Below are 20994 nucleotides of genomic sequence, written 5' to 3' on the forward strand. Positions count from 1 at the left end.
GCGCGCGATTACCCTTGGCGCCGCCGAAGTTCTGGAAAACCCTGATGAAAAACGCTGCATTAACGCTCGCCCTGATCCTCAACGCAGGCTTGTTCAGCACGCCAACACTGGCTGCCGGTGACGCCGAGGCCGGCGCCAAAATCTTTCCGCGCCTGTGCGGCGGCTGCCACCAGGTCGGCGAATCCGCCCGCCCGGGCTTCGGCCCTGAGCTCAACGGCATCATCGGTCGCCCGGCGGGGACGTCGGCGAATTACGTGTATTCCGACGCGATGAAAAACTCCGGCCTGACCTGGGATCGTGAAACGTTGACGGCTTATCTGAAGGACCCGAAGGGCGTGGTGCCGGGGACGCGGATGATCTTCTGGGGGCTGAGTGATGAGGAGAAGATCGATAATCTGTTGGCGTATTTGCAGACGTTCTCTCAGCAATGAAAATCCTGTGCGGGAGCTGCGCAAGGCAGCTCTCGTGTGAAGTCCAGGTTCAAACCTGGCGCTCGGCCTGCCCGGCAAACCACCCCATCACCACCGCACAAGCCGGATGCGCAGTCGCCGTCGGCTGCAAGCACAACGAATAAATCCCCCCGGTTTTCAGCGGTTGCCCGAACGGCACCACCAGCACGCCACGTTCGATGGATTCCGCCGCCAGCGTCATGTCTGTCACTGCGACTCCCAATCCCCGTGCCGCCGCGTCCAGGGCCAACTCATCAAGGTTGAACGGGATGTGCCGGTAATCGTCCAGCGGTTGGCCGTCGTTCGCCGCCAGCCATTCGATCCACGCCTGACGATCTGCCGAGCGATGCAGCAGCGGGAAGCGCAGCAGTTCTTCCACTGAGCGGGGTGTGTCGGCAAGGTTCGGGGCGCAGACCGGCACCAGGGTTTCCTGAAACAGGGTCAGGCAATCCGGATCGCTCGATGCCGTCGGCAGGTAAAGGATGTAGGCGTCACTGTCGCTGGTCGGTTCGACGATTTCGGTGGCGACGGTTTCGATGGCCAGCGAAATCTCGGGATGACGCAGATAAAAGTCGCTGAGTTTCGGCAACAGCCAGCGCACCGCCAACGACACATGCATCCGAATCCGGAACGGGCGTTTCTGCGGTGTCAGGCGTTCTTCGAGGTTTTTCAGCTGCTCGAAAATGCTCCGCGCGCTCGCTAAAACCTGCTCGCCTTCCGGAGTCAGGCGCAGGCTGCGGCTGGTACGCAAGAACAACGGAGCGTTGAAATGGCTTTCCAGCTGCTGGATCTGCCGGCTGACGGCGCTTTGAGTCAGGCACAGCTTCTGCGCGGCCTGGGTGAAGCTGCCGGAGTTGGCGACTTCCACCAGCGCCTGCATGGCTTGCAGCGACGGGACGTGGCGAATTTTATCCATGCGTTTTCAGAATGGCTCGATGATTTCTTAGCGTTGGTTCAGTGTTTGAAGGCCTTGTAGATTCTAGCTCTGGCGGTGATCTTCACAACGTTGGCATGCGATTCACGCATGGCCATGGTTGGAAGGCAAGCCGCCGAACGACCGTCGAATGAGGTGATGCATGGAAAATGTCTGTGGCTGGATCGCGCAAACCGCAAACCCTGCGGAGCGCGATCGCCTGAGCGGCGCGCAAAAGGCCGACTGGCTGGTGATCGGCGCCGGGATCACCGGCCTCAGCGCCGCCCATCATCTGGCCGAGATGCACCCGCAGGCACGGATCGTGGTGGTTGATCGCCAGCGAGCGGCGCAAGGCGCTTCGGCGCGCAACTCGGGTTTTGTCGTCGCCCATGAACATCCGGCGGACAGCGAGTTGATCGGCGGGCAGAGTTTTGCCGGATTTGAAGTCGACACGACCATTTCCCGCGCCGCCAGTGAAGAAGTCCGACAACGCATTGCCCGGCACGCCATCGATTGCGACTTCCGTGACAGCGGCTATTTCTTTGCGGTCAACGATCCGGCCAAGCTCAATGAGGTCGACGCCAAACTGGCCACACTGCGGGTGCTCGGTGCCCACGCGGAGTTTCTGCAAGGCGAGGAGCTGAGCCGCAAACTCGGTACTCTTCACTATCAGGCAGCGATCTGGTGCGGTAACGGCAACGCGTTACTGCAACCGGCCAAATACGTGAAGGGCTTGCTCGATGCGCTTCCGGGCAATGTCACCGTGTACGAAAACACCGACATCACGGGGCTCGAACGTTTGAGTCTGGGGCGGATTCGGGCCAATTCACTTGATGGCAGCATCGAGGCAGGAAAAGTACTGGTCTGCCTGAACGCATTCATTCCAAGGGTCGGCATCGATGACAGCGCCACGTTCCCGATGGAGCTGAGCGCCAGCCTCACTCGCCCGCTCACGGATCAGGAGTTCGCCGCCATTGGAGCCGTTGAACCGTGGGGCGTGCTGTCGACTCGTCCGCTGGGCGCCACGGTTCGGCTGACGCCGGATCGTCGGGTGATGATCCGCAATACCGCCGAATATCGCACGCGGGACCTCTCCAACAGCGAACTTGCGCTGCGTCGGCAACACCATGTCCGGGGTTTGCAACGGCGTTTTCCGTTCCTCGGCGAGCACGACATCCAATACACCTGGACCGGCCATTTGAGCGCGACCCGCAGCGGTCAGGCGTATTTCGACCAGGTGGAAGAGGGCGTGTTTGCCGTGGCCGGTTGCAACGGCTCGGGCGTGGCGCGCGGAACCCTGTGGGGGCGACTGCTGGCGGAACTGGCATCCGGCGTCGATTCGCCACTGCTGCAATCGGTGATGCAACGGGCCGAGCCCGGCTGGCTGCCGCCGCGACCTTTCTTCGATATCGGTGCCATGCTGCGCATGCGCGTGGAGGCGGTCAGGGCCAGAACAGAAATCTGAAAATTCGCACATCCCACAAGAACAAAAGCCACTCAATTCAGGTGACAGAACATGCGCGTCCACACACTTTCCCTGGCGGTCTTGCTCGCCACCGGTTCCGGGTTCGCCCTGGCCGATGAAACCGTCAACATCTCCAACTGGAGCAGTTACATCGCCGACGACACCCTGGCCAACTTCACCAAAGACACCGGCATTAAAGCCACTTACGACATCCACGACAGCAATGAAGTGCTGGAATCGAAGTTGATGACCGGCAATACCGGTTACGACGTGGTCAGCCCGTCGAACCACTTTCTGTCGCGGCTGATCAAGGCGGGCGCCATCCAGAAACTCGACAAGTCGCAACTGTCGAACTGGAAGAATCTCGATCCGCAGTTGATGCAGAAACTCGAAGTCAACGATCCGGGCAATCAATACGGTTATCCGTACATGTGGGGCACCGCGGGTATCGGCTACAACGTCGAGAAGATCAAGGCGATCTTCGGCAACACCGATGTCACGCGTTCGTGGAAGCTGTTTTTCGAAGAGGACAACATCAAGAAGTTGAGCCAGTGCGGTGTAGCGATCATCGATAACCCGACCCAAGTGTTGCCGATCACCCTCAACTATCTGGGCTTGCCGCCGCACAGCCACGAACCGGCGGATTACAAAAAGGCCGAAGCGGCCTTGTTCAAGATTCGCCCGTACGTGCAGTACTTCCATGCGTCCAAGTACATCAGCGATCTGGCCAACGGGAATGTCTGCGCGGTGATCGGCTTCAACGGTGATGTCGTGCAGGCGGCTGCCAGTGCCCGGGAAGCGAAGAACGGTATCGACATCGCTTATTCGATTCCCGACGAAGGCACGACCCTGTGGTTCGACATGGTGGTCATGCCGAAAAACGCGCCCCACGAAAAGAACGGCTACGCCTACATGAACTATCTGCTTGAGCCGAAGGTGATCGCCAATATCAGCAACAGCATTCACTACGCCAACCCCAACGCGGCGGCCGATGAGTTTCTGACGCCGGCGGTGAAACAGGACCAGGCGATCTATCCACCCAAAGCGGTGATGGACAAGTTGTTCACCGTGGAAGAACTGCCGGCGGCGATTGCCCGACTGACGACACGCTTGTGGACCCGGCTTAAAACCAACACCTGAACATGAAACATGGCTCGGGTTGATACTAATGCGCCATCACTTGCGGTAAAGTGCGCGCCGCCCGAGAGACGGATCCCGGGCGTTTTCCCATGGAGTCTTGAAGTGAAATACCTCAGCAAAGTCGTCGCCGCCGCCCTGATCGGTGCGGTTCTGGCAGGTTGCACCGGCACCCCGATGAACACCAGACAATACGACAGCAGCCAATACACCGTGATTGGCCACAGCGAAGCCACCGCCACCGGTCTGCTGCTGTTCGGCGTTATCCCGATCCGGCAGAACAGCCGTTTCGTCCGCGCACAGGATGCTGCGATCAAGGCCAAGGGCGGCGACGCCATGATCAACACCCAGGTTCAGGAAAACTGGTTCTGGGCCTGGGTCCTGACCGGTTACACCACCAAGATCTCCGGTGACGTGGTCAAACTGAAAACCGTGCAATAAGCACCGGTTGGACGTGAAAAAGCCCGGCTGATCAGGCCGGGCTTTTTGTTTGTACAGCGGTAGAGCGTTAGATTCAGGCGACGCGGCGTTCGATCAGACGGTCGGAACCACCTTCAGCGACGCGGCGTTCGATCAGACGGTCGGAACCACCTTCAGCAACACGACGTTCGATCAGGCGATCAGCGCCACCTTCAGCAACGCGGCGTTCGATCAGACGATCAGCGCCACCTTCAGCAACGCGGCGTTCGATCAAACGATCCGAACCACCCTCAGCAACACGACGTTCGATCAGGCGATCGGAACCACCCTCAGCAACGCGACGTTCGATCAGGCGATCGGAACCACCCTCAGCAACGCGACGTTCGATCAGACGATCAGCGCCACCTTCAGCCACACGACGTTCGATCAACCGATCCGAACCCCCCTCAGCCAAACGACTTTCAATCAACCGGTCCGAACCGCCTTCGGCGATCATGGTGTGGGCGGGTTTGGCTGCAAAGGCGTTGACTGCAAGAACCGAGAAAGCGATGCCGAGAAGGATTTGGCGTTTCATGATCGTGTGCTCCAGGGGTGTTGTTTGTTTGGTATGGAGCCGATGTTACGCCGCGGATTTTTTATGAGAACTTCATTGAGCTGATGGTGACTATCGACGCCAGCAATGAATGCCGTTATCGCTGCATGTGTCTGATTTCATTGGCCAGCTCGTAGGCTTGCTTACGGAGTTCGGCAAACTTTTCGTTCAGTTCGCCATGGCCGTGCTTCCAGGCAAATGCGCCGTTGATGCTGGTTTGTCCGAGCACGACATCATTGAAGGACCCCATCCCGCCATAGGCCGAGAGCAGCCACGTGATTCCGGAATAATCGGAGTCCAGCAATCGTGCGCGGGCTTTTCGCATCCATGCGCTCCAGTGCGTTTCTCCGTCGCTTTCCAGAACGCTGACAAGCTCATTCAGTACCTTGATCAGAGTTTCGGTTTTTGGGCCCATCTTCAATGAGTGCTCCTTTTGATGAGGCGTAGATACTCAACCAGTGACGGCTTCAAGACGCCGAAGAATGAGCGTTGCGCAAAGCGCGATCAAACAAGCTGACGCTTCACGTCCAGCGCGATCGAGGCAAAGCCTTTGCCTGTGCCTGGATTTGATGTCGACGTATTTTGCATCGACGAGATGTCCTCCCAGCGATCCACGGATTCAATGTGTTCATGGGAGGCGTCCGTATCGATTTCAAACGCGATGAAACATTCGTTCTGATCCAGCAAAAGTCCGAACAGGCTAGGCATGCCGGGAAAGTCGATTTCCAGTTCCAGCACGATGGACGATGACCAATCGATGCCTTGGGATTCTCCGTATCGGGCCAGTGCGACCGGTATGCCCCGTTTGCGCCATTCACTGGCGCAGAGCATCAATCGATGCGCAACGACTGCGTTTTGCTCCTGCACGTTGAGCTGTTTTTTCTTCAGTAGTCGTTCAATGTCCATGGGAAACCTGAAATTTGCAGCGTCGGGCAGGGAGCTTACTTAGCAAATGTAAAAAACGCGCGCAAAGAAAAGCCCGGCTGATCAGGCCGGGCTTTTCTTTATTCGCTGCTTACTTATGCAACGCGGCGTTCGATCAGGCGATCAGAGCCACCTTCAGCCACACGGCGTTCGATCAGGCGATCAGCGCCACCTTCAGCAACGCGGCGTTCGATCAGACGATCAGCGCCACCTTCAGCAACGAGGCGTTCGATCAAACGATCCGAACCACCCTCGGCAACGCGGCGTTCAATCAAACGATCCGAACCACCTTCAGCAACGCGGCGTTCGATCAGACGATCAGATCCACCTTCAGCAACGCGGCGTTCGATCAACCGATCCGAACCACCCTCAGCCACACGACTTTCAATCAACCGATCCGAACCGCCTTCGGCGATCATGGTGTGGGCGGGTTTGGCTGCAAAAGCGTTAACTGCGAGAACCGAGAAAGCGATGCCGAGAAGGATTTGGCGTTTCATGATCGTGTGCTCCAGGGGTGTTGTTTGTTGGGTATGGAGCCGATGGTACGTCGCGGATTTTTTATGAGAACTTCATTGAACTGATGGTGACTATCGACGCCAGCAATGAATGCCAGAACCCCTGTTCTAGGGCACCAGCGGCCGAATGCACAGCTCTCCGGTGGCGCGGGTCAGGGCCAGATCATGCAGCGCATCGCGGGTCAGACCGCTGCGCGCCTTGGCCAGCCACGCCGGGCAGTTCGGGTCGTGACGGTAGGGCGTGAAGGCGGCGTATTGCTGCAGCAGACGGTTTTGCAACTCGTCCAGACGCGGGCGAATCTGCTTGCCCAGATCCGGGCGCGGCGTGTCCGGCGCGGCACCGGCTGCCTGCCACTGTGCGAGCAAACCGTACTGCACCAGTTTGTTGGCCTCCATCTGCGCGGCGATCAACTGCGCGACGTCTTCCGGGTCGAGCTTGCGTTCGGTGGCGAGCTTGCGGGCGTTGTCGATCACCTGCGCCTCACGGGGACTGTCCTGGATCGGCTTGCCGCTGTCCCATTTGGTCAGCGCGACGAGGTCGCCGATGTTCAGGCGTTCGTTCAGGGTTGCCACTAAAGGTTGCAAGGATTCGGGTGCGGCACCCGTTGTGGCGGCTTGCGTGGTGTTAGTGACCAGCACCAGGAGGGTGCAGGCGAGCAGGCGTGGAGATTGAAGCATGATAAATTCTCGAACGTAGTAGAGTTGGAAGAGCGTCATGGTCGAGTATTGGCATGGAGTCAGCCGGTGTTGAAAGTACTTTTTATTTGTAGCCAGAATCGTTTGCGCAGTCCGACAGCCGAACAACGGTTCGCTGATTGGCCCGGCGTGGAAACTGCGTCGGCGGGTACCGATCGCGAGGCAGATGTCCCGGTCAGCCCTGAACTGTTGCATTGGGCTGATCTGATTTGTGTGATGGAGCCAGCCCATCGCAAAAAGCTTTCCAGCCGATTTCGCTCGGCACTGGCGAACAAGCATATTGTTTGTCTGCACATACCGGATGAGTACGAGTATATGGATCCTGCGCTGATCAAATTACTGGAAGAGAGCGTTATTCGGTATCTACCCGCTTGAATCTCAACTCAGGCACCCATTCATACCGAGTTTCGTGATGACGACCGCAGAAACCCAATGATGCTAAAAACCAATCTTCATGTACTCATGGCAAGTGATCGCGCACGCATGCAAATTCTTGAGAATGTAAGAGGATTGCAGCTGCCTGATTGCTGGGTCGCCGCTGGATTCGTACGTAGTCTGGTCTGGGATCATCTTCATGGACGGGCGTTCTCTGCATTGCCTTCTGATGTAGACGTCATTTGGTACGACGCGGATGACGCAAGTCCAGAGCGTGACGCGCAGTTGGAGTCATTACTAATGACGCTGGACAGCAGCATAAGTTGGTCGGTCAAGAATCAGGCAAGGATGCATCAGCGTAACGCAGATCAGCCCTATGCTTCTGCAACCGAAGCAATGATGTTCTGGCCTGAGACGGCCACAGCCATAGGCGTCAGACTTGGTGCCAACGGCATTATTGAAATAGCTGCACCGTTGGGCCTGCAGGATCTGTTTTCCCTCGTTGTCCGCCCTACGAGCAGGTTCCTCGCCGAGAAGCATTCGATCTATCTGGAGCGCGTCCGCGCCAAGTGCTGGCATCTTGATTGGCCGCTTTTGCAGATCGTGATGGAACGATGAACTCAGCTTCGTTCGCTTTTAATCAGACAGAAAAATCTTCACTGCTATTACCTCCGACAAGTCTCAAAACATCTAGCGTAATATCCAGGCAATCCTCCACCCGAGACGGACCCTCAATGCAAACCCCCGCTCAATCCCCCCTCTGGAAAACCTACCTGTTGTTCCTGGCCCCGATGGTGCTGTCGAACTTCCTGCAATCGATGTCGGGCACGGTCAACAGCATTTACATCGGCCAGATGCTCGGCACGCAGGCGCTGGCGGCGGTGTCCGGGATGTTTCCGATCATCTTTTTCTTCATCGCGCTGGTCATCGGTCTGGGCGCCGGGGCAGGGGTATTGATCGGTCAGGCGTGGGGGGCGCGTGAGTCGCATATGGTGAAGGCGATTGCCGGGGCGACCTTGTTGCTGGGGGTGTTGATCGGGCTGGTGGCGGCGGTGCTGGGCAGTGTGTTTGCGCGTGAGGCATTGCAGGGGTTGGGAACGCCGGCGGATGTGCTGGATGATGCGGTGGCCTATGCCCGGGTGATGATGTGGACCTTGCCGGTTGTGCTGGTTTACGTGCTGTTCACCCAGTTGTTGCGCGGGGTGAGCGACACGCTGTCGCCGATGCTGGCGCTGTTGCTGTCGACCGTGGTCGGGCTGGCGCTGACCCCGGCGTTCATTCGCGGCTGGTTCGGCTTGCCGCAACTGGGCATTCAGAGCGCGGCATTCGCAGGCCTGGCCGGTACGCTGGCGGCGATGGCGTGGCTGTCATGGAGCCTGATCCGCAAGGGCCATCCGCTGGCGCCGGATCGCGAGTTCTTCGCAGCGCTGCGTCTGGACGGCGCGATTCTCGGCAAGGTGTTGCGCATCGGTCTGCCCACTGGCGTGCAGATGATTGTGCTGTCGCTGTCGGAGCTGGTGATTCTGGCGCTGGTCAACCAGCACGGCTCGCAGGCGACGGCGTCCTATGGCGCGGTGACGCAGATAGTCAACTACGTGCAGTTTCCGGCGCTGTCGATTGCGATCACCGCGTCGATCCTCGGCGCCCAGGCAATCGGTGCCGGACGACTGGAACGGATGGGTCCAATCCTGCGCACCGGGTTGTGGATCAACGTGTGCCTGACCGGTGGTTTGATCCTGGCGGGTTACCTCTTGTCGCACTGGTTGCTGGGGCTGTTCCTGACCGAAGACTCGACCCGTGCGATGGCCGAGCACCTGTTGCACATCATGTTGTGGAGCCTGTTGATCTTCGGTTTCCAGGCGATCATCGGCGGCATCATGCGCGCCAGCGGCACGGTGCTGGTGCCGGTGGGCGTGGCGATCATCTGCGTGCTCGGCGTGCAGTTGCCGGCGGCCTACTGGCTGGACGGGCAGTTCGGTCTGCAGGGTGTGTGGATGGCGTTTCCGATTGCGTATCTGGGGATGCTGGTGTTGCAGACGCTGTATTACAAACGCGTCTGGAAGCATCAGAAGATCGAGCGGCTGGTGTAAGACTGGTCGCCAGAAAACGCGGGGCCGTTCCTTGGGGGAGCGGCCCTTTTTTGTTCCTCAATAAATCATCAAGGGTTTTTCCCGGCATGGATCAACGGACGCCGCCGATGCCACGGCAATGCTTGCTCCAGTTGCGCGGCCAGTCGCAGCAAGACATCGTCGGCCCCGAAGCGGGCAGCCAGTTGCGCGCCGATCGACAACCCGCTGTGCGACATTCCCAGCGGCAATGAAATGGCGGGCGTCCCGGCGACGTTGAACACCGGGGTGAACGGCGAATGCGCGAATACCCGCGCCGTCCATTGCCGGCCGTCCAGGGTCTCGGCGCCGCGATTGTAGATGCCGACGGCTTGTGGCAATTGCGGCAGGGTCGGGGTCAGCAGGATGTCGATGGAGTCGAACCAGCTTGCGACTTGCCGGGCGATGCTGTTGCGCACTTCCAGCGCGGCAGCGAAGTCCACGCCACGGGATTGCTCGCCGAACGCGTAGCAGGCCAGCGTGGCCGGTTCGAGCGTGCGGTGGTCGATGGAGCGGCCGGTGCTGCTGGCGAGGTGGTCGATCCAGCGCACCAGGCTGGCACACCAGATGTGCGCGTTGGCGTCGACGAAGGCCTCCCACGACAGGCCGAGCGGGGCTTGCACGACATCCACCCGATGGCCGAGCGCTTCGAGTTCGCGGGCGACGCGCTGGGTGGCGTCACGGATTTCACTGTCGACGGCGGCGCCGTTCCATGGCGTGTCGAGCACACCGATTCGCAGCCGTCCCGGATCGCGACCGACCTGGGCCAGAAAACCTTCAGCCGGTGCGGGCGTGTGGTACGGATCCCCCGCCGCGCAGCCTTGAACTACATCCATCAACGCCGCGCTGTCACGCACGGTTCGCGAGAGACCCAGTTGCACGCCCAGCCCGGCGAACACTTCATCCATCACCGGCCCGTGAGAGCTGCGCCCGCGCGTCGGCTTGAGCCCGACCAGACCGTTGAATGCCGCCGGGACGCGGATCGAACCCGCCGCATCGGTGGCATGGGCGATCGGCACGATGCCGGCGGCGACCGCAGCTCCGGCGCCGCCACTGGAACCGCCGGCCGAGCGCTGCGGATCCCACGGGTTGCGGGTCGGCCCTTGCAGGACGGAATCGGTCTCGGTGCTGAACGCCATTTCCGGGGTGGTGGTGCGGCCCAGCGTCATCAACCCGCCGGCGTTGAAGCGTTGCATCAGGTTCGAATCACTCTGCGCGACCACACCTTGGGCGAGTCGGCTGCCCAGTTCGTTGCGTCGCCCGGCAGCGGTGATCGCCAGATCCTTGATCAGGAACGGCACCCCGGCCAAAGGGCCGCTGCCGGTGGTCACCGTTGGCGTCCAGTGTTCGATCACCGCATTGATCGACGGGTTGACCTGCTGCACGGCTTCGATGGCCAGCGCCGCCAGTTCTTCGGCGCGGATGTCGCCCGACGCGACCAGTTGCGCCAGCCCGATGGCGTCATGTTCGGCGTATTCGTTGAGGTTCATCAGAGGCACTCCAGGAAGGGAGCAGCGATCTTAGGTCGCAGGTCTTGTCGTGATTAGCCCATAATCGCGGCATGCAATGTGCCGCTGTTGGCACAATCCATTGATTGGCGGAAGGCCTGCAAATGATCCGTGACCTGAACGACACGCTGGTTTTCGTGCGCGTGGTGCGCCTCGGCAGTTTCACCGCCGCCGCCCATGCGTTGCAGATCCCCAAGACCACGGTCAGCCGTCGGGTGCGCGAACTGGAACAGGCCATCGGCGTTCAGCTGCTGCGGCGCACCACGCGCCAGTTGAGCCTGACCGAGGCCGGCGCGGTGTATTACGAACACTGCAAGGCCCTCGCCGATACCCTTGAGCACGCCGAGCGCGCTGTGCATCAGTTGCGTGACGGGCCTCGCGGCTGGCTGCGAGTGACGGTCCCGTTTTCATTCGGCGTCAGTTGGTTTGCGCCGTTGCTCGCGGGTTTTCGGCAGGCGTACCCGGAAATTCGTCTGGAGGTTCTGGCCTCCCATGTGCCTCTGGATCTGGTAGGGGAGGAAATCGATGTGGCGTTGCGTCTCGGTGTATTGCCGGATTCGAGCCTGATCGCCCGGCGGCTGGCGAGTTTTCCCACGGGCATCTACGCGGCCCCGGATTATCTGGCGCGCCACGGTACGCCGCACAATCCTAAGGAGCTTATTCATCATCAGACGCTGACGCTGCATCAGGCTAGGCGCGATGTCGGTTATGTCTGGCCGTTGCGTCGCGAGGGCGCGCGCCTGAAAGACTATCGCGTCGAGCCTTCCATTCTGGCCAACGATCCGGCGCTGCTGCATGACGCGTTGCTCGCGGGTGAAGGGCTGAGCCTGGGAATGGAGCAGAGCATGCAGGCCGATGTGCAGGCCGGACGTCTGATCCGGGTGCTGCCGCAGTGGGTCGGCCCGCCCCAGGATCTCAACGCGGTGACCGCGCGTGAGCATTTGCCATCGCCCAAGGTGACGGCGTTGATCGGCTACCTGAAGGCGCGCATGGCCGACGAAGTGGCGTAACCGCCGGATGTTTGCTTAAGTCATTCGAGACCCATCGGGCGCCGGAGCCTTCCATGTCGATTCGATTGTTGTTGGCTGCCGCGTGTTGCCTGATTGTCGTCCCTGCTGCGCAGGCGGTGGAGTACAACCGGGTCAACACCACCGCCAGCCAGATCAGTTTCACCTACAACCAGATGGGCTCGCGGATGTACGGGACGTTCGGCAAGTTCGACGCGACGCTGGATTTCGACACCGACAACCTCGCCAGTGCCCGCACCACGCTGCACATCGACCTGACCAGCATCGACGCCGGCAGTGAAGACGCCAACACCGAACTGGTGAAACCGGCGTGGTTCGACACCGGTAAATTCCCGGTGGCGGTGTTCGAATCGACCCGCTTCAGCCCGGCCGGCGACAACCGTTATCTGGTCGACGGCCACCTCACCCTCAAGGGCATCACCCGTGAGGTGCAGGTGCCGGTGCAACTCAAACCCGACAGCAGCATTGGCATCTTCGACGGCGAACTGGTGCTCAAGCGCGACGAGTTCGGCCTCGGCGCGGGGGAGTGGGCGGACACCGTGGTGTCGAAGGACATCGACATCAAGTTCAAGGTGGTGGCGCCGCAGCAGTGACGGTGTTCGGCCGCAAGCGTGCTGGCGCGGTATGATGGCGGCGTTTTCCGCCGGAGTCCGCCCGCCATGCCCCGCATCACCCACTACAAATCCCCATGCCCCGAAGGCGTCAACAGCCAGATCCTGCAGATGGTGGTCGACAACCTGACCGACATCAGTGCCATTGGCCTCGGGCCGAGCAACCTGCTGTACAACGTCTATCAGTACGCGGTCGGCTACGAGGTGCATCTGTATCTGGAGGCGTTGAACGGCGAGAAGGGCACCGAGGTGGAACTGCTAGTGGCCACCGATGACGATGACCCCGAGCAGGTGATCGGCTTCCTGTTGTACCTGCCGGTGCAGGGTGATTGGGAGGCGTGCAACGTGGCCTATCTGGCGGTGCGCGAGGGGCATCGGCGTCAGGGCGTGGCCCGTTCGTTGATCGCGGACATGGTGGCGCGTTACCCCCATGCCGAACTGACCTGCAGCATCGGCAAGGTGCCGTATTTCGAGGCGCTGGGCTTTGAAGTGCTGGGCCAATTGGAGACGCAGGTGCTGATGAGCGCCCGGCATTACCGCAGCAACGGGCTGCGCGGTTTTATCGACACGACGCCGATCTACCGTTCGCTGGAAGTGCAGCAGATCCACACCTATCTGCTGCAGAAACACGGCAAGCGCGCAATGCTCGATGCCGAGAAACAGCGCGACCGGCATCTGGATCAGGTCACTCGCCGCACCGAAGAATTTGTCCGCCAGCGCCTGACCGTTCACTGATCCCTTCTCTTCGAAACGACAAAAGCCCTTGTTGCGATCAGCGCAGCAAGGGCTTTTTTGTGCCAGTGATTTCAGGACAGTTTCACGTTCATGGTGATCCGCGCCGTGAACACTTTCTTGCCTTCGGCGTCGTGGACATCCACCGGCACGATCTTGTCGCCTTCGGTCTGCCAGTCCAGTCCTTCGCCATTGGCCACGGCGGTTACGTCGGTCTTGGCCTTGGCCAGGTATTCGACGGTCATGCCTTTGGGAATCCAGCGCGCGCCGGCGGGAATCGACACGTCAGTCATCATCCCTGCCGCCAGTTCAGCGACATTGCACAGGGCGATCGCGTGCACGGTGCCGAGGTGGTTGGTGATCTCGCGGCGAAACGGCACCTGCACCTGAGCGGAACCTGCCCGCAACTCGGTCACCAGCGGGTTGATGGTGCTGAAGTACGGCGCGACCTGGCAGGCCATCTGGCTGAACGCTTGGGAACCGACGCTGTTGAACATGCTGAGAAACTGACTCATGGGTGAAGCCTCGCAGTTAGGAGATTTGCAGAATTATGTTCCGTTACAGAATATTGTTCTGTAGCGGAACGGTATTCTGTCCGCGGGAAATCTGTCAACCTGTGCGCGTTTCGATCACGGCACGGACGTGCCCTTTACCCGGATTTTCAAGGCCCATGGACACCGCAGATCTACTCGAACGCAGCTACCCCGGCCGCCGCGCCGAACTCAAGCGCGACATCTTTCGCAAGGCCCTGCGCCTGTTCAACGAGCAGGGCATCGAGGCCACCACCATCGAAATGATCCGTGCCGAGTGCGACACCAGTGTCGGGGCGATCTACCACCATTTCGGCAACAAGGAAGGGCTGGTGGCCGCACTGTTCTTCACCGCGCTGGAGGATCAGGCGCGCCTGCGCGACGCCTATCTGGCCGACGCGACAAGCACGGAAGAGGGTGTGCAGGCGCTGGTCTACAGCTACGTGGATTGGGTCGAAAACCAGCCGGAATGGGCGCGGTTCCAGTATCACGCGCGTTATGCCGTGACCCGAGGCCCGCACAAGGATGAACTGGCCGAGCGCAACAAGACCCGCAATCTGGGCCTGCGCACCTGGCTGGCCGAGTCCGGGCGTGCGGCTGAACTCAACGAATGCCCGGCCGAGCTGTTGCCATCGCTGATCGTCGGGCAGGCCGACAGCTATTGCCGCGCGTGGTTGTCCGGGCGGGTGCAGGGCAGTCCGAAGGCTTATCGCGAATTGCTGGCCCAGGCCACGTGGCGCTCGATCCGCCGCGAACCCGAACGCTGATTTTCAGAGACAAAAAAAGAGCCTCAAGACTCTTTGATGGGGAGGAAGTAGAGCCCGCGAGGCTCAAGATGCGCATGAAGCCAGGTGCGGGCTTGATTGGGGTTCAGAGCACCCGCACCTACGCAACGGCTTGGCGGACCAAGCGACTGCGTAGTTCCATCGTAGGAAGGTGGGCTGATGCGCTCAAGTACCGTCAGTCACCTGCCTGGGGGGCGCGGGCGGCGGCTCTTTCGACCATCGCAATGATGGTTGCCAACAGCTCGTCACGGGCCTGTTCGGCGCTGATTTCGCTGGTGGCCGCCGCTTGTGACAGGGCTTCGGCGGCGCCGAGCATGGCGCGTAATCCTGCCTGACCGATCTCTGCGCCGTCAGCGAAAGGCGAGAGCACATTGCGGCACTTCTCCAGAAAGATCGCCTCGTATTCGCGCTTGATCCTCTCCAGTTCCGGCGTGCTCGCTAGGGCGGCAATCACCCCCGGAATCTCGTTGCCCTGGGTCAGCACGCAATCGACATACGCCGTCGCAATCACCGTCGCAGTGCCGCTCAAGGTCGCTTCGGCATTGGTCAGCGCCGCGTCCATCAGCGCCGTCTGGCGCCGGTCGAAATCCTGATACAGCGCCGCGAGCAGACCGGCGCGGGTGGTGAAGTGGTCGTAGACCACCGGTTTGGTCACACCGGCCTTTTCCGCCAGATAGCCGAGGGTCAGGGCATCGGTGCCTTCTTCGCGAATCAGCTGCCAGGCCATGTCGAGCAACTGGCGTTGGCGGTCTTCCCGGGACAGGCGGCGACGGGGTTGTGCGGGATCTGGGATTTCAGTGGTTGACATCGCTTATATACCAAACGTAACTTACTGATGGTAGCTTACTAATCGTAGCTTACTAATCGTAGCTTTTCGCAAGGGTAAGCCCTTGGTCAGCAATCACCAACCGGAGATTTCCCCATGCACGCATTGATAGTTGTGGCTCATGACGACCCCCGTTCGCTGACTCATGCGCTGGCGCAGAAAATTGCCAAAGGCCTGTCGGAACACGATCCATCCAACACCTTCGAAATCGCCGACCTGCACGCCGAGGAATTCGATCCGCGCTTCGGCGTGGCCGACTGGGCGGTGCATCACCGCGAATCCGCGCCACCGGCGGACGTGCTGGCCGAGCAGGCGCGCATCGACCGCGCCGATGCGCTGGTGCTGGTCTATCCGGTGTTCTGGTGGTCGATGCCGGCGCTGCTCAAAGGATGGATCGACCGAGTGTTCAGCAATGGCTGGGCGTACGATTTCGACGGTGACAAGACGCTGAAGAAGCTCGGACGATTGCGCGTGCATCTGGTCGCACTCGGCGGAGCGGATGCGCGCACTTACGAGCGCCACGGCTACGGCGCGGCGATGAAGACGCAGATCGATCACGGGATTTTCGATTACTGCGGGGCGACGGTGGCGGGCTCGGCGTTGTTGCTGGAGTCCGAGTCGAGCGATCCGGCGAGGCAGTTGCAGGCGGCGCGCGAACTCGGACAGGGATTGTTTCGTTGAAACCTGTTGTCAGTCGACGCGTTTGAAGACTAAAGCCTTCAGACCGCTTTCCGGGTCGACATCGGGAAACTCCGGCGGGTTCTCCAGCCGCTGTTCGAAACGCAGACTAGGCGCTTCCTGGGTCACGCCGTCGATCAGGAAGTCCGAACCGAACGAAGGATCGTTCATGCAGGCCAGCACCGTGCCCTGCGCCGTCAGCAACTCCGGCAGGCGACGCAGCACGCGCTGATAATCCTTGGTCAGCAGAAAACTGCCTTTCTGGAACGACGGCGGGTCGATGATCACCAGATCGTACGGGCCGCTGTTGATCACCTTGCCCCAGGACTTGAACAGGTCGTGGCCGAGGAAACTCACCTTGCTCAGGTCGTGCCCGTTCAGCCGGTGATTGTCACGGCCCCGACTCAGCGCGGCGCGGGACATGTCAAGGTTGACCACATGGCTGGCGCCACCCTCGATGGCCGCCACCGAAAAGCCGCAGGTGTAGGCGAACAGGTTCAGCACCCGTTTGCCCGCTGCTTGTTCGCGTACCCAGTTGCGCCCGTAACGCATGTCGAGGAACAGCCCGGCGTTCTGCTTGCGGCCCAGATCCACGCGGTATTTCAGTTCGCCCTCGACGATGGTCATTTCGTCGATTTCTTCACCGAGCAGCCATTCGGCGGTGCTTTGCGGCAGGTAACGGTGCTGGATCAGCAGGGTGTGGGCGCCGGACTGCTGCCATGGCGCCGAACCGGTGATTTCCAGCAGCAGGCGCTTGAGGTCTTCCAGCTGCGAAGCCTCGGGCTCCTTGAACAGCGACACCAGCACCACGCCTTGCAGCCAGTCCACGGTGACTTGCTCCAGCCCCGGCCAGCAACGCCCACGCCCATGGAACAGGCGCCGGGTTTCGGCCGGTGCCGAAGTCAGCGCGGTGAGCAGGTGGGCATGGAGAACGGCGAGGGCTTGAGGGTTCATCAATCAGGATCGGCCAGCAAAAGGGCGCGCATTTTAACCGCAATTACCCGCCGGCGACTGCCCGTTGACCAGGTGTTATCGAAAAGACCTGTATCAAAAATGAATTTCTGTAGAAGGCGCTGCTCATACCAGATAAGCAGCGGGATCAAGCCGCTAAATCGTTCATGCAATTCAGGGAGTGCCAGTTCATGTGTCCAATTCCGACGTCGAGCGCGCACCTTCCTGGCGGGTTGATTCTGGTAGTCGAGGACGATCCGTTGATTCTGGAGTTTCTGTGCGAAATTCTTCAGGAGGAAGGTTTCAAGGTCGAGCCGCAGACCAGCGCCGATGCGGCTTCGCAATATCTGGAAGCGCACGCGCCGGAAGTCGCGCTGCTGCTCACCGACATCACCATGCCCGGCACCCTCAACGGCGCGGATCTGGCCAATCTGGTCGGCGAGCGTTGGCCGGACAAACCGGTGATGGTCATGTCCGGTTATGAAACACCGGAAACCTCGGGCGTGAAGCATCCGGTGGCGTTCATCAAGAAGCCGTGGGCCATCGGCCAGTTGCTCGACTGTGTGGACGGTGCGTTCAGATCCAAGGCGCCGCGTCTGCACTGAAGCGTTCCGCAAGTGCTACATTGCCGGGCATCGTTGCCCGGCCCCTTGCGAGGAAGTGATCTTTTGTCTGCTCACGATGCTGTTTTCAATCGCGCGTTTGGCGCGTTCCTGTTCGACATGGACGGCACCGTCCTCAACTCCATCGCCGCCGCCGAGCGGATCTGGTCCGCCTGGGCCGTGCGCCACGGGGTGAACGTCGAAACGTTCCTGCCGACCATCCACGGCGTGCGCGCCATCGACACCATCACGCGTTTGAACCTGCCGGGCGTAGACGCCGAGGCGCAAGCGGCGTTCATCACCGAGGCGGAAATTGAAGACGTCGAGGGCATTGTCGAGATCCCCGGTGCGGCGGCGTTTCTCAAATCGTTGCCAGCGGATCGCTGGGCCATGGTGACCTCGGCGCCACGGGATCTGGCGTTGCGTCGGATGGCCGCAGCGGGGATTTCGGAGCCGGCGGTGATGATCACCGCTGAAGACGTGACCGCCGGCAAACCGGATCCGGCGGGTTATCGACTGGCGGCCAAACGCTTAGGCCTGGAGCCGGCGGACTGCCTGATTTTCGAAGACGCCACCGTCGGCATTCAGGCCGCTGAAGCCGCCGGTGCGCCGTTGATGATCATCACCACGACTCACCAGCATCCGCTTGAAACCGCACACGCGACCATCGCCAGTTACCGCGACGTTGCGCTGAGCATCGACAGCGACGGCCAGTTGCGCCTGCAACCTCAATAAACCCCGGGCACCAATCGCCAGCTGCGGGCGCAATAGGCGTCGTATTCGGCGCCGAACTGCGTGCGCAGCAGGGCCTCTTCGGAATGGATGCGGGCGATCAGCGGGATCAGCGTCAGCGCCGCCAGCAACAGGCCGACCACCGAGCGAAACGCCAGCGCCCAGCCGATCACATTGATCACCAGCCCCAGATAACTGGGGTTGCGCAGATGCCGGTAGATGCCCTCGGTGACCAACCGATGTCCCGGCTGAATCGCCACCAGCCCGCTGAACCGATGGCCCAGCACAAACACCGGCCACAAGCGCAATCCACCACCGACGATAAACAGCAACGCGCCCAGCCAACGGGTACCTTCGCGGCCGACGGTCCAGAAACCGATGCGGTCGCAATAAGCCGGCAGAAAGGCACTGACCAGTCCGATCACGGCGAACGCCGGAATCACCCAGCGGTTGGCCCGGTCCTCGCGCTCGCCGGTGCTCAGGTTCACTTCCGTAAACAACGACGCCACCACCATGGCCAGGGTTGCCAGGGCCACCACGACCAGCGCGCCGTGAGAAAAGAACACCGCCACGCCACCGATGCCCCACATCGCCAGGCCCAAATAGGCGAGGGTGGCGAGCACTGCGACCACGGTCATTTGCGCAGACATTTTCATAGGCACCTCACGGCTGTTCCGTTCAGTGTAGATCCCGGCACGATCCCCGGCGTTTAACCGCTGGCAGGGACGTGGACTAAACTTCAGGCAGAGACGTTCCGATCATCCGATCCGCCGCTTCGGGAGTCCGCCATGCTGCACATCCGCACGCCGCTGATCCTCCATCCGACCCTGTCGACCGCGTCCCGGCGCATCTGGCTGAAGCTGGAAAACCTGCAGCCGTGCGGCTCGTTCAAGCTGCGCGGGATGGGTTTGTTGTGCAGTCAGGCAGCGGCGCAGGGCAAGCGCAAGGTCGTGTGCCCGTCCGGCGGCAATGCCGGGCTGGCCACGGCGGTGGCAGCGGTCAGCCTGGGCCTGCAAGCCTGCATCGTGGTGCCGCACACAACGCCCGAAGCGACCCGCGCACGTATTCGCCGCACCGGCGCGGAGGTCATCGTCCACGGCAAAGTCTGGGACGAGGCCAATCAGCGAGCGAGAGAGTTGGCCAGCGCGGCAGACACCGAATACGTCCCGGCCTTCGACCACCCGGTGCTGTGGGAAGGGCACAGCTCGATGGTCGACGAAATCCTCGACGACTGCCCGCAGGTCGATACCGTGGTCACGTCGGTCGGCGGCGGTGGTTTGCTGGCGGGCATCCTTACCGGGCTGCTGCGCCATGATCGCCGCGACTGCCGCGTCATCACCTGCGAAACCACAGGCGCCGCGTCTTTCGCCGCCGCGGTGCAGGCCGGTCATCCGGTGCGCTTGAGTCGGATCGACACCGTCGCCACCTCCCTTGGCGCCGCGCAGGTGGCGGCTTGGCCGGTAGAGCATATCGGCGAGTTCGATCATGAATGTCTTGTGCTGTCGGATGACGACGCGATCATGGGGGTGGTGCGTTACGCCAGTGATCTGCGGCAATTGGTGGAGCCGGCGTGCGGGGTTTCGCTGGCTGTGGCGTACCTCGATCATCCGGCGTTGGCGGGGGCGCATGATGTGGTGGTCATTGTTTGCGGTGGGGTGAGTATCAGTGCGCAATTGGTGGCGGGGTGGGCGCGGTTGGGGGCTTGAATGCTCAGGGATTCCGTGTCGACCGCTGGCCCTCACCCCAGCCCTCTCCCGGGGGGAGAGGGGGCCGACCGAGGTGTCTTGAGAGATACATCGACCTGATGCACCGAGTCGATTATGGATTCCAAGCGTCGACCTGATGCACCGAGTCGATTATGGATTTTAAGCGTCGACCTGATGCACTGGGTCGATTATGGATTCCAAGCATCGACCTGAGATACCGAGCCGATTATGGATTCAAAACATTTCGCTCACGTCGGCGGATCTCTCCAATATCCCCCGATCGGTTCCCTCTCCCTCCGGGAGAGGGCTAGGGTGAGGGGCTTTTCCGGATCACACCCGCGATCTCAAAACCTCGGCAACCCGCACAATCTGCTCCAACACATCCCCCATCTGCCGAATCACCTCCAGATTACTAAACCGCACCACCTCAATCCCCAGCAGCTGAAGATAAACCGTACGCCGCCGGTCATGAATCTCTCCCGCCTCCTCAAAATGCTGCCCCCCATCCAGCTCCACCGCCAACTTCAATTCCACACAATAGAAATCCAGCACAAACGGCGGAACCGGCACCTGCCGGCGAAATTTCAACCCCGCCACCTGACGTGATCGCAGCTTCTGCCAGAGCAGTTGTTCGCAGTCGGTCTGGGAGGTGCGCAAGTGGCGGGCGAACTGGCGTTGGGCGAGCGTCGGGCGATTTTGCATGCTTCACGTCCT

Annotated in this window: 27 protein-coding genes; 15 read left to right on the forward strand and 12 right to left on the reverse strand. The window is 60.9% G+C overall.

Features of this window, described 5'->3' with window-relative positions; translation table 11 throughout:
* Positions 1-44: 44 nt before the first annotated feature.
* Positions 45-431, forward strand: a complete 387-nt coding sequence (locus AC1RT4_RS01795) for a c-type cytochrome (RefSeq protein WP_493083127.1) — start codon at positions 45-47, stop codon at positions 429-431.
* Positions 432-480: 49 nt separating this feature from the next.
* Here the strand turns inward: AC1RT4_RS01795 and AC1RT4_RS01800 are convergent, their stop codons facing one another.
* A complete protein-coding gene (locus AC1RT4_RS01800) occupies positions 481-1365 on the reverse strand; it encodes a LysR substrate-binding domain-containing protein (RefSeq protein WP_493083129.1) in 885 nt (294 codons plus the stop codon).
* A 160-nt stretch (positions 1366-1525) separates the two neighbouring features.
* Between AC1RT4_RS01800 and AC1RT4_RS01805 the strand changes: the two genes are divergently transcribed.
* The 3 genes from AC1RT4_RS01805 (at position 1526) to AC1RT4_RS01815 (ending at position 4405) form a co-directional block, all read left to right on the forward strand.
* Positions 1526-2827 carry an NAD(P)/FAD-dependent oxidoreductase gene (locus AC1RT4_RS01805; RefSeq protein ID WP_493083131.1) on the forward strand — a complete coding sequence of 434 codons (1302 nt, stop codon included), beginning with the start codon at positions 1526-1528 and terminating at the stop codon, positions 2825-2827.
* 51 nt (positions 2828-2878) lie between these two features.
* Complete coding sequence (locus AC1RT4_RS01810) at positions 2879-3967, forward strand: polyamine ABC transporter substrate-binding protein (protein ID WP_493083133.1); 1089 nt, start codon at positions 2879-2881, stop codon at positions 3965-3967.
* Positions 3968-4069: 102 nt separating this feature from the next.
* Entirely contained in the window at positions 4070-4405 is a 336-nt protein-coding gene (locus AC1RT4_RS01815; RefSeq protein ID WP_493083135.1) for a hypothetical protein, read from the forward strand.
* A gap of 73 nt (positions 4406-4478) precedes the next feature.
* On the opposite strand, the gene AC1RT4_RS01820 is transcribed toward AC1RT4_RS01815, so the two are convergent.
* The 5 genes from AC1RT4_RS01820 to AC1RT4_RS01840 all read right to left on the reverse strand — a co-directional run bounded on the left by AC1RT4_RS01820 (position 4479) and on the right by AC1RT4_RS01840 (position 7093).
* On the reverse strand, positions 4479-4958 hold the full coding sequence (locus tag AC1RT4_RS01820; protein ID WP_493083137.1) for a phage infection protein: 480 nt from the start codon (positions 4956-4958) through the stop codon (positions 4479-4481).
* A gap of 115 nt (positions 4959-5073) precedes the next feature.
* Positions 5074-5391, reverse strand: a complete 318-nt coding sequence (locus tag AC1RT4_RS01825) for a DUF6966 domain-containing protein (protein WP_493084421.1) — start codon at positions 5389-5391, stop codon at positions 5074-5076.
* Positions 5392-5480: 89 nt separating this feature from the next.
* On the reverse strand, positions 5481-5882 hold the full coding sequence (locus AC1RT4_RS01830; protein WP_493083139.1) for a hypothetical protein: 402 nt from the start codon (positions 5880-5882) through the stop codon (positions 5481-5483).
* 113 nt (positions 5883-5995) lie between these two features.
* Positions 5996-6397, reverse strand: a complete 402-nt coding sequence (locus AC1RT4_RS01835) for a hypothetical protein (protein WP_493083141.1) — start codon at positions 6395-6397, stop codon at positions 5996-5998.
* 126 nt (positions 6398-6523) lie between these two features.
* Complete coding sequence (locus tag AC1RT4_RS01840) at positions 6524-7093, reverse strand: chorismate mutase (RefSeq protein ID WP_493083143.1); 570 nt, start codon at positions 7091-7093, stop codon at positions 6524-6526.
* A 66-nt stretch (positions 7094-7159) separates the two neighbouring features.
* Between AC1RT4_RS01840 and AC1RT4_RS01845 the strand changes: the two genes are divergently transcribed.
* From AC1RT4_RS01845 to AC1RT4_RS01855, 3 genes are all read left to right on the forward strand, one after another.
* Positions 7160-7486 carry a low molecular weight protein tyrosine phosphatase family protein gene (locus AC1RT4_RS01845; RefSeq protein ID WP_493084426.1) on the forward strand — a complete coding sequence of 109 codons (327 nt, stop codon included), beginning with the start codon at positions 7160-7162 and terminating at the stop codon, positions 7484-7486.
* A 57-nt stretch (positions 7487-7543) separates the two neighbouring features.
* On the forward strand, positions 7544-8104 hold the full coding sequence (locus AC1RT4_RS01850) for a nucleotidyltransferase family protein (RefSeq protein ID WP_493083145.1): 561 nt from the start codon (positions 7544-7546) through the stop codon (positions 8102-8104).
* Positions 8105-8220: 116 nt separating this feature from the next.
* Complete coding sequence (locus AC1RT4_RS01855; RefSeq protein ID WP_493083148.1) at positions 8221-9576, forward strand: MATE family efflux transporter; 1356 nt, start codon at positions 8221-8223, stop codon at positions 9574-9576.
* A 68-nt stretch (positions 9577-9644) separates the two neighbouring features.
* On the opposite strand, the gene AC1RT4_RS01860 is transcribed toward AC1RT4_RS01855, so the two are convergent.
* Positions 9645-11081, reverse strand: a complete 1437-nt coding sequence (locus AC1RT4_RS01860) for an amidase (protein WP_493083150.1) — start codon at positions 11079-11081, stop codon at positions 9645-9647.
* Between the two features lie 122 nt (positions 11082-11203).
* On the opposite strand from AC1RT4_RS01860, the gene AC1RT4_RS01865 reads away from it, so the two are divergent.
* The 3 genes from AC1RT4_RS01865 to AC1RT4_RS01875 all read left to right on the forward strand — a co-directional run bounded on the left by AC1RT4_RS01865 (position 11204) and on the right by AC1RT4_RS01875 (position 13473).
* Complete coding sequence (locus AC1RT4_RS01865) at positions 11204-12109, forward strand: LysR family transcriptional regulator (protein ID WP_493083152.1); 906 nt, start codon at positions 11204-11206, stop codon at positions 12107-12109.
* Between the two features lie 53 nt (positions 12110-12162).
* Positions 12163-12720, forward strand: a complete 558-nt coding sequence (locus AC1RT4_RS01870; RefSeq protein WP_493083154.1) for a YceI family protein — start codon at positions 12163-12165, stop codon at positions 12718-12720.
* A 66-nt stretch (positions 12721-12786) separates the two neighbouring features.
* Entirely contained in the window at positions 12787-13473 is a 687-nt protein-coding gene (locus AC1RT4_RS01875) for a GNAT family N-acetyltransferase (protein ID WP_493083156.1), read from the forward strand.
* A gap of 71 nt (positions 13474-13544) precedes the next feature.
* Here the strand turns inward: AC1RT4_RS01875 and AC1RT4_RS01880 are convergent, their stop codons facing one another.
* Entirely contained in the window at positions 13545-13985 is a 441-nt protein-coding gene (locus AC1RT4_RS01880; protein ID WP_493083158.1) for a hotdog fold domain-containing protein, read from the reverse strand.
* A 155-nt stretch (positions 13986-14140) separates the two neighbouring features.
* On the opposite strand from AC1RT4_RS01880, the gene AC1RT4_RS01885 reads away from it, so the two are divergent.
* Positions 14141-14767, forward strand: coding sequence for a TetR/AcrR family transcriptional regulator (locus AC1RT4_RS01885; protein WP_459794573.1), 627 nt, complete (start codon positions 14141-14143; stop codon positions 14765-14767).
* Between the two features lie 193 nt (positions 14768-14960).
* On the opposite strand, the gene AC1RT4_RS01890 is transcribed toward AC1RT4_RS01885, so the two are convergent.
* Positions 14961-15593, reverse strand: a complete 633-nt coding sequence (locus AC1RT4_RS01890; protein WP_493083161.1) for a TetR/AcrR family transcriptional regulator — start codon at positions 15591-15593, stop codon at positions 14961-14963.
* Between the two features lie 114 nt (positions 15594-15707).
* Between AC1RT4_RS01890 and AC1RT4_RS01895 the strand changes: the two genes are divergently transcribed.
* Positions 15708-16292: an NAD(P)H-dependent oxidoreductase gene (locus AC1RT4_RS01895; protein WP_493083163.1), complete on the forward strand. Its 585-nt coding sequence runs from the start codon at positions 15708-15710 to the stop codon at positions 16290-16292.
* Between the two features lie 9 nt (positions 16293-16301).
* Here the strand turns inward: AC1RT4_RS01895 and AC1RT4_RS01900 are convergent, their stop codons facing one another.
* A complete protein-coding gene (locus tag AC1RT4_RS01900) occupies positions 16302-17243 on the reverse strand; it encodes a class I SAM-dependent methyltransferase (RefSeq protein ID WP_493083165.1) in 942 nt (313 codons plus the stop codon).
* Positions 17244-17431: 188 nt separating this feature from the next.
* On the opposite strand from AC1RT4_RS01900, the gene AC1RT4_RS01905 reads away from it, so the two are divergent.
* Both AC1RT4_RS01905 and AC1RT4_RS01910 read left to right on the forward strand, forming a co-directional pair.
* Positions 17432-17845, forward strand: a complete 414-nt coding sequence (locus AC1RT4_RS01905) for a response regulator (RefSeq protein WP_493083167.1) — start codon at positions 17432-17434, stop codon at positions 17843-17845.
* A 63-nt stretch (positions 17846-17908) separates the two neighbouring features.
* Positions 17909-18577 carry an HAD family hydrolase gene (locus tag AC1RT4_RS01910; protein ID WP_493083169.1) on the forward strand — a complete coding sequence of 223 codons (669 nt, stop codon included), beginning with the start codon at positions 17909-17911 and terminating at the stop codon, positions 18575-18577.
* Here AC1RT4_RS01910 and AC1RT4_RS01915 read toward each other — a convergent pair.
* Entirely contained in the window at positions 18571-19230 is a 660-nt protein-coding gene (locus tag AC1RT4_RS01915) for a methyltransferase family protein (protein WP_493083171.1), read from the reverse strand. The genes AC1RT4_RS01910 and AC1RT4_RS01915 overlap by 7 nt on opposite strands.
* 132 nt (positions 19231-19362) lie before the next feature.
* Here AC1RT4_RS01915 and AC1RT4_RS01920 point away from each other — a divergent pair, with 132 nt between their 5' ends.
* On the forward strand, positions 19363-20280 hold the full coding sequence (locus AC1RT4_RS01920; protein ID WP_493083173.1) for a pyridoxal-phosphate dependent enzyme: 918 nt from the start codon (positions 19363-19365) through the stop codon (positions 20278-20280).
* Positions 20281-20610: 330 nt separating this feature from the next.
* Here AC1RT4_RS01920 and AC1RT4_RS01925 read toward each other — a convergent pair whose 3' ends face one another.
* Positions 20611-20982 (reverse strand): endonuclease domain-containing protein, encoded by a 372-nt coding sequence (locus AC1RT4_RS01925; protein WP_493083175.1) that lies wholly within the window; start codon positions 20980-20982, stop codon positions 20611-20613.
* Positions 20983-20994: the final 12 nt, after the last annotated feature.

It is taken from the genome of Pseudomonas sp. GW821-FHT11D10, from assembly GCF_058808435.1.

Coding starts and splice junctions, on each gene's coding strand:
- AC1RT4_RS01835 (WP_493083141.1), bottom strand. CDS start 6,397: ATGAAACGCCAAATCCTTCTCGGCATCGCTTTCTCGGTTCTCGCAGTT.
- AC1RT4_RS01900 (WP_493083165.1), bottom strand. CDS start 17,243: ATGAACCCTCAAGCCCTCGCCGTTCTCCATGCCCACCTGCTCACCGCG.
- AC1RT4_RS01865 (WP_493083152.1), top strand. CDS start 11,204: ATGATCCGTGACCTGAACGACACGCTGGTTTTCGTGCGCGTGGTGCGC.
- AC1RT4_RS01905 (WP_493083167.1), top strand. CDS start 17,432: ATGTGTCCAATTCCGACGTCGAGCGCGCACCTTCCTGGCGGGTTGATT.
- AC1RT4_RS01840 (WP_493083143.1), bottom strand. CDS start 7,093: ATGCTTCAATCTCCACGCCTGCTCGCCTGCACCCTCCTGGTGCTGGTC.
- AC1RT4_RS01830 (WP_493083139.1), bottom strand. CDS start 5,882: ATGGACATTGAACGACTACTGAAGAAAAAACAGCTCAACGTGCAGGAG.
- AC1RT4_RS01920 (WP_493083173.1), top strand. CDS start 19,363: ATGCTGCACATCCGCACGCCGCTGATCCTCCATCCGACCCTGTCGACC.
- AC1RT4_RS01860 (WP_493083150.1), bottom strand. CDS start 11,081: ATGAACCTCAACGAATACGCCGAACATGACGCCATCGGGCTGGCGCAA.
- AC1RT4_RS01820 (WP_493083137.1), bottom strand. CDS start 4,958: ATGAAACGCCAAATCCTTCTCGGCATCGCTTTCTCGGTTCTTGCAGTC.
- AC1RT4_RS01810 (WP_493083133.1), top strand. CDS start 2,879: ATGCGCGTCCACACACTTTCCCTGGCGGTCTTGCTCGCCACCGGTTCC.
- AC1RT4_RS01870 (WP_493083154.1), top strand. CDS start 12,163: ATGTCGATTCGATTGTTGTTGGCTGCCGCGTGTTGCCTGATTGTCGTC.
- AC1RT4_RS01850 (WP_493083145.1), top strand. CDS start 7,544: ATGATGCTAAAAACCAATCTTCATGTACTCATGGCAAGTGATCGCGCA.
- AC1RT4_RS01880 (WP_493083158.1), bottom strand. CDS start 13,985: ATGAGTCAGTTTCTCAGCATGTTCAACAGCGTCGGTTCCCAAGCGTTC.
- AC1RT4_RS01925 (WP_493083175.1), bottom strand. CDS start 20,982: ATGCAAAATCGCCCGACGCTCGCCCAACGCCAGTTCGCCCGCCACTTG.
- AC1RT4_RS01885 (WP_459794573.1), top strand. CDS start 14,141: ATGGACACCGCAGATCTACTCGAACGCAGCTACCCCGGCCGCCGCGCC.
- AC1RT4_RS01895 (WP_493083163.1), top strand. CDS start 15,708: ATGCACGCATTGATAGTTGTGGCTCATGACGACCCCCGTTCGCTGACT.
- AC1RT4_RS01890 (WP_493083161.1), bottom strand. CDS start 15,593: ATGTCAACCACTGAAATCCCAGATCCCGCACAACCCCGTCGCCGCCTG.
- AC1RT4_RS01915 (WP_493083171.1), bottom strand. CDS start 19,230: ATGAAAATGTCTGCGCAAATGACCGTGGTCGCAGTGCTCGCCACCCTC.
- AC1RT4_RS01805 (WP_493083131.1), top strand. CDS start 1,526: ATGGAAAATGTCTGTGGCTGGATCGCGCAAACCGCAAACCCTGCGGAG.
- AC1RT4_RS01855 (WP_493083148.1), top strand. CDS start 8,221: ATGCAAACCCCCGCTCAATCCCCCCTCTGGAAAACCTACCTGTTGTTC.
- AC1RT4_RS01825 (WP_493084421.1), bottom strand. CDS start 5,391: ATGGGCCCAAAAACCGAAACTCTGATCAAGGTACTGAATGAGCTTGTC.
- AC1RT4_RS01795 (WP_493083127.1), top strand. CDS start 45: ATGAAAAACGCTGCATTAACGCTCGCCCTGATCCTCAACGCAGGCTTG.
- AC1RT4_RS01800 (WP_493083129.1), bottom strand. CDS start 1,365: ATGGATAAAATTCGCCACGTCCCGTCGCTGCAAGCCATGCAGGCGCTG.
- AC1RT4_RS01875 (WP_493083156.1), top strand. CDS start 12,787: ATGCCCCGCATCACCCACTACAAATCCCCATGCCCCGAAGGCGTCAAC.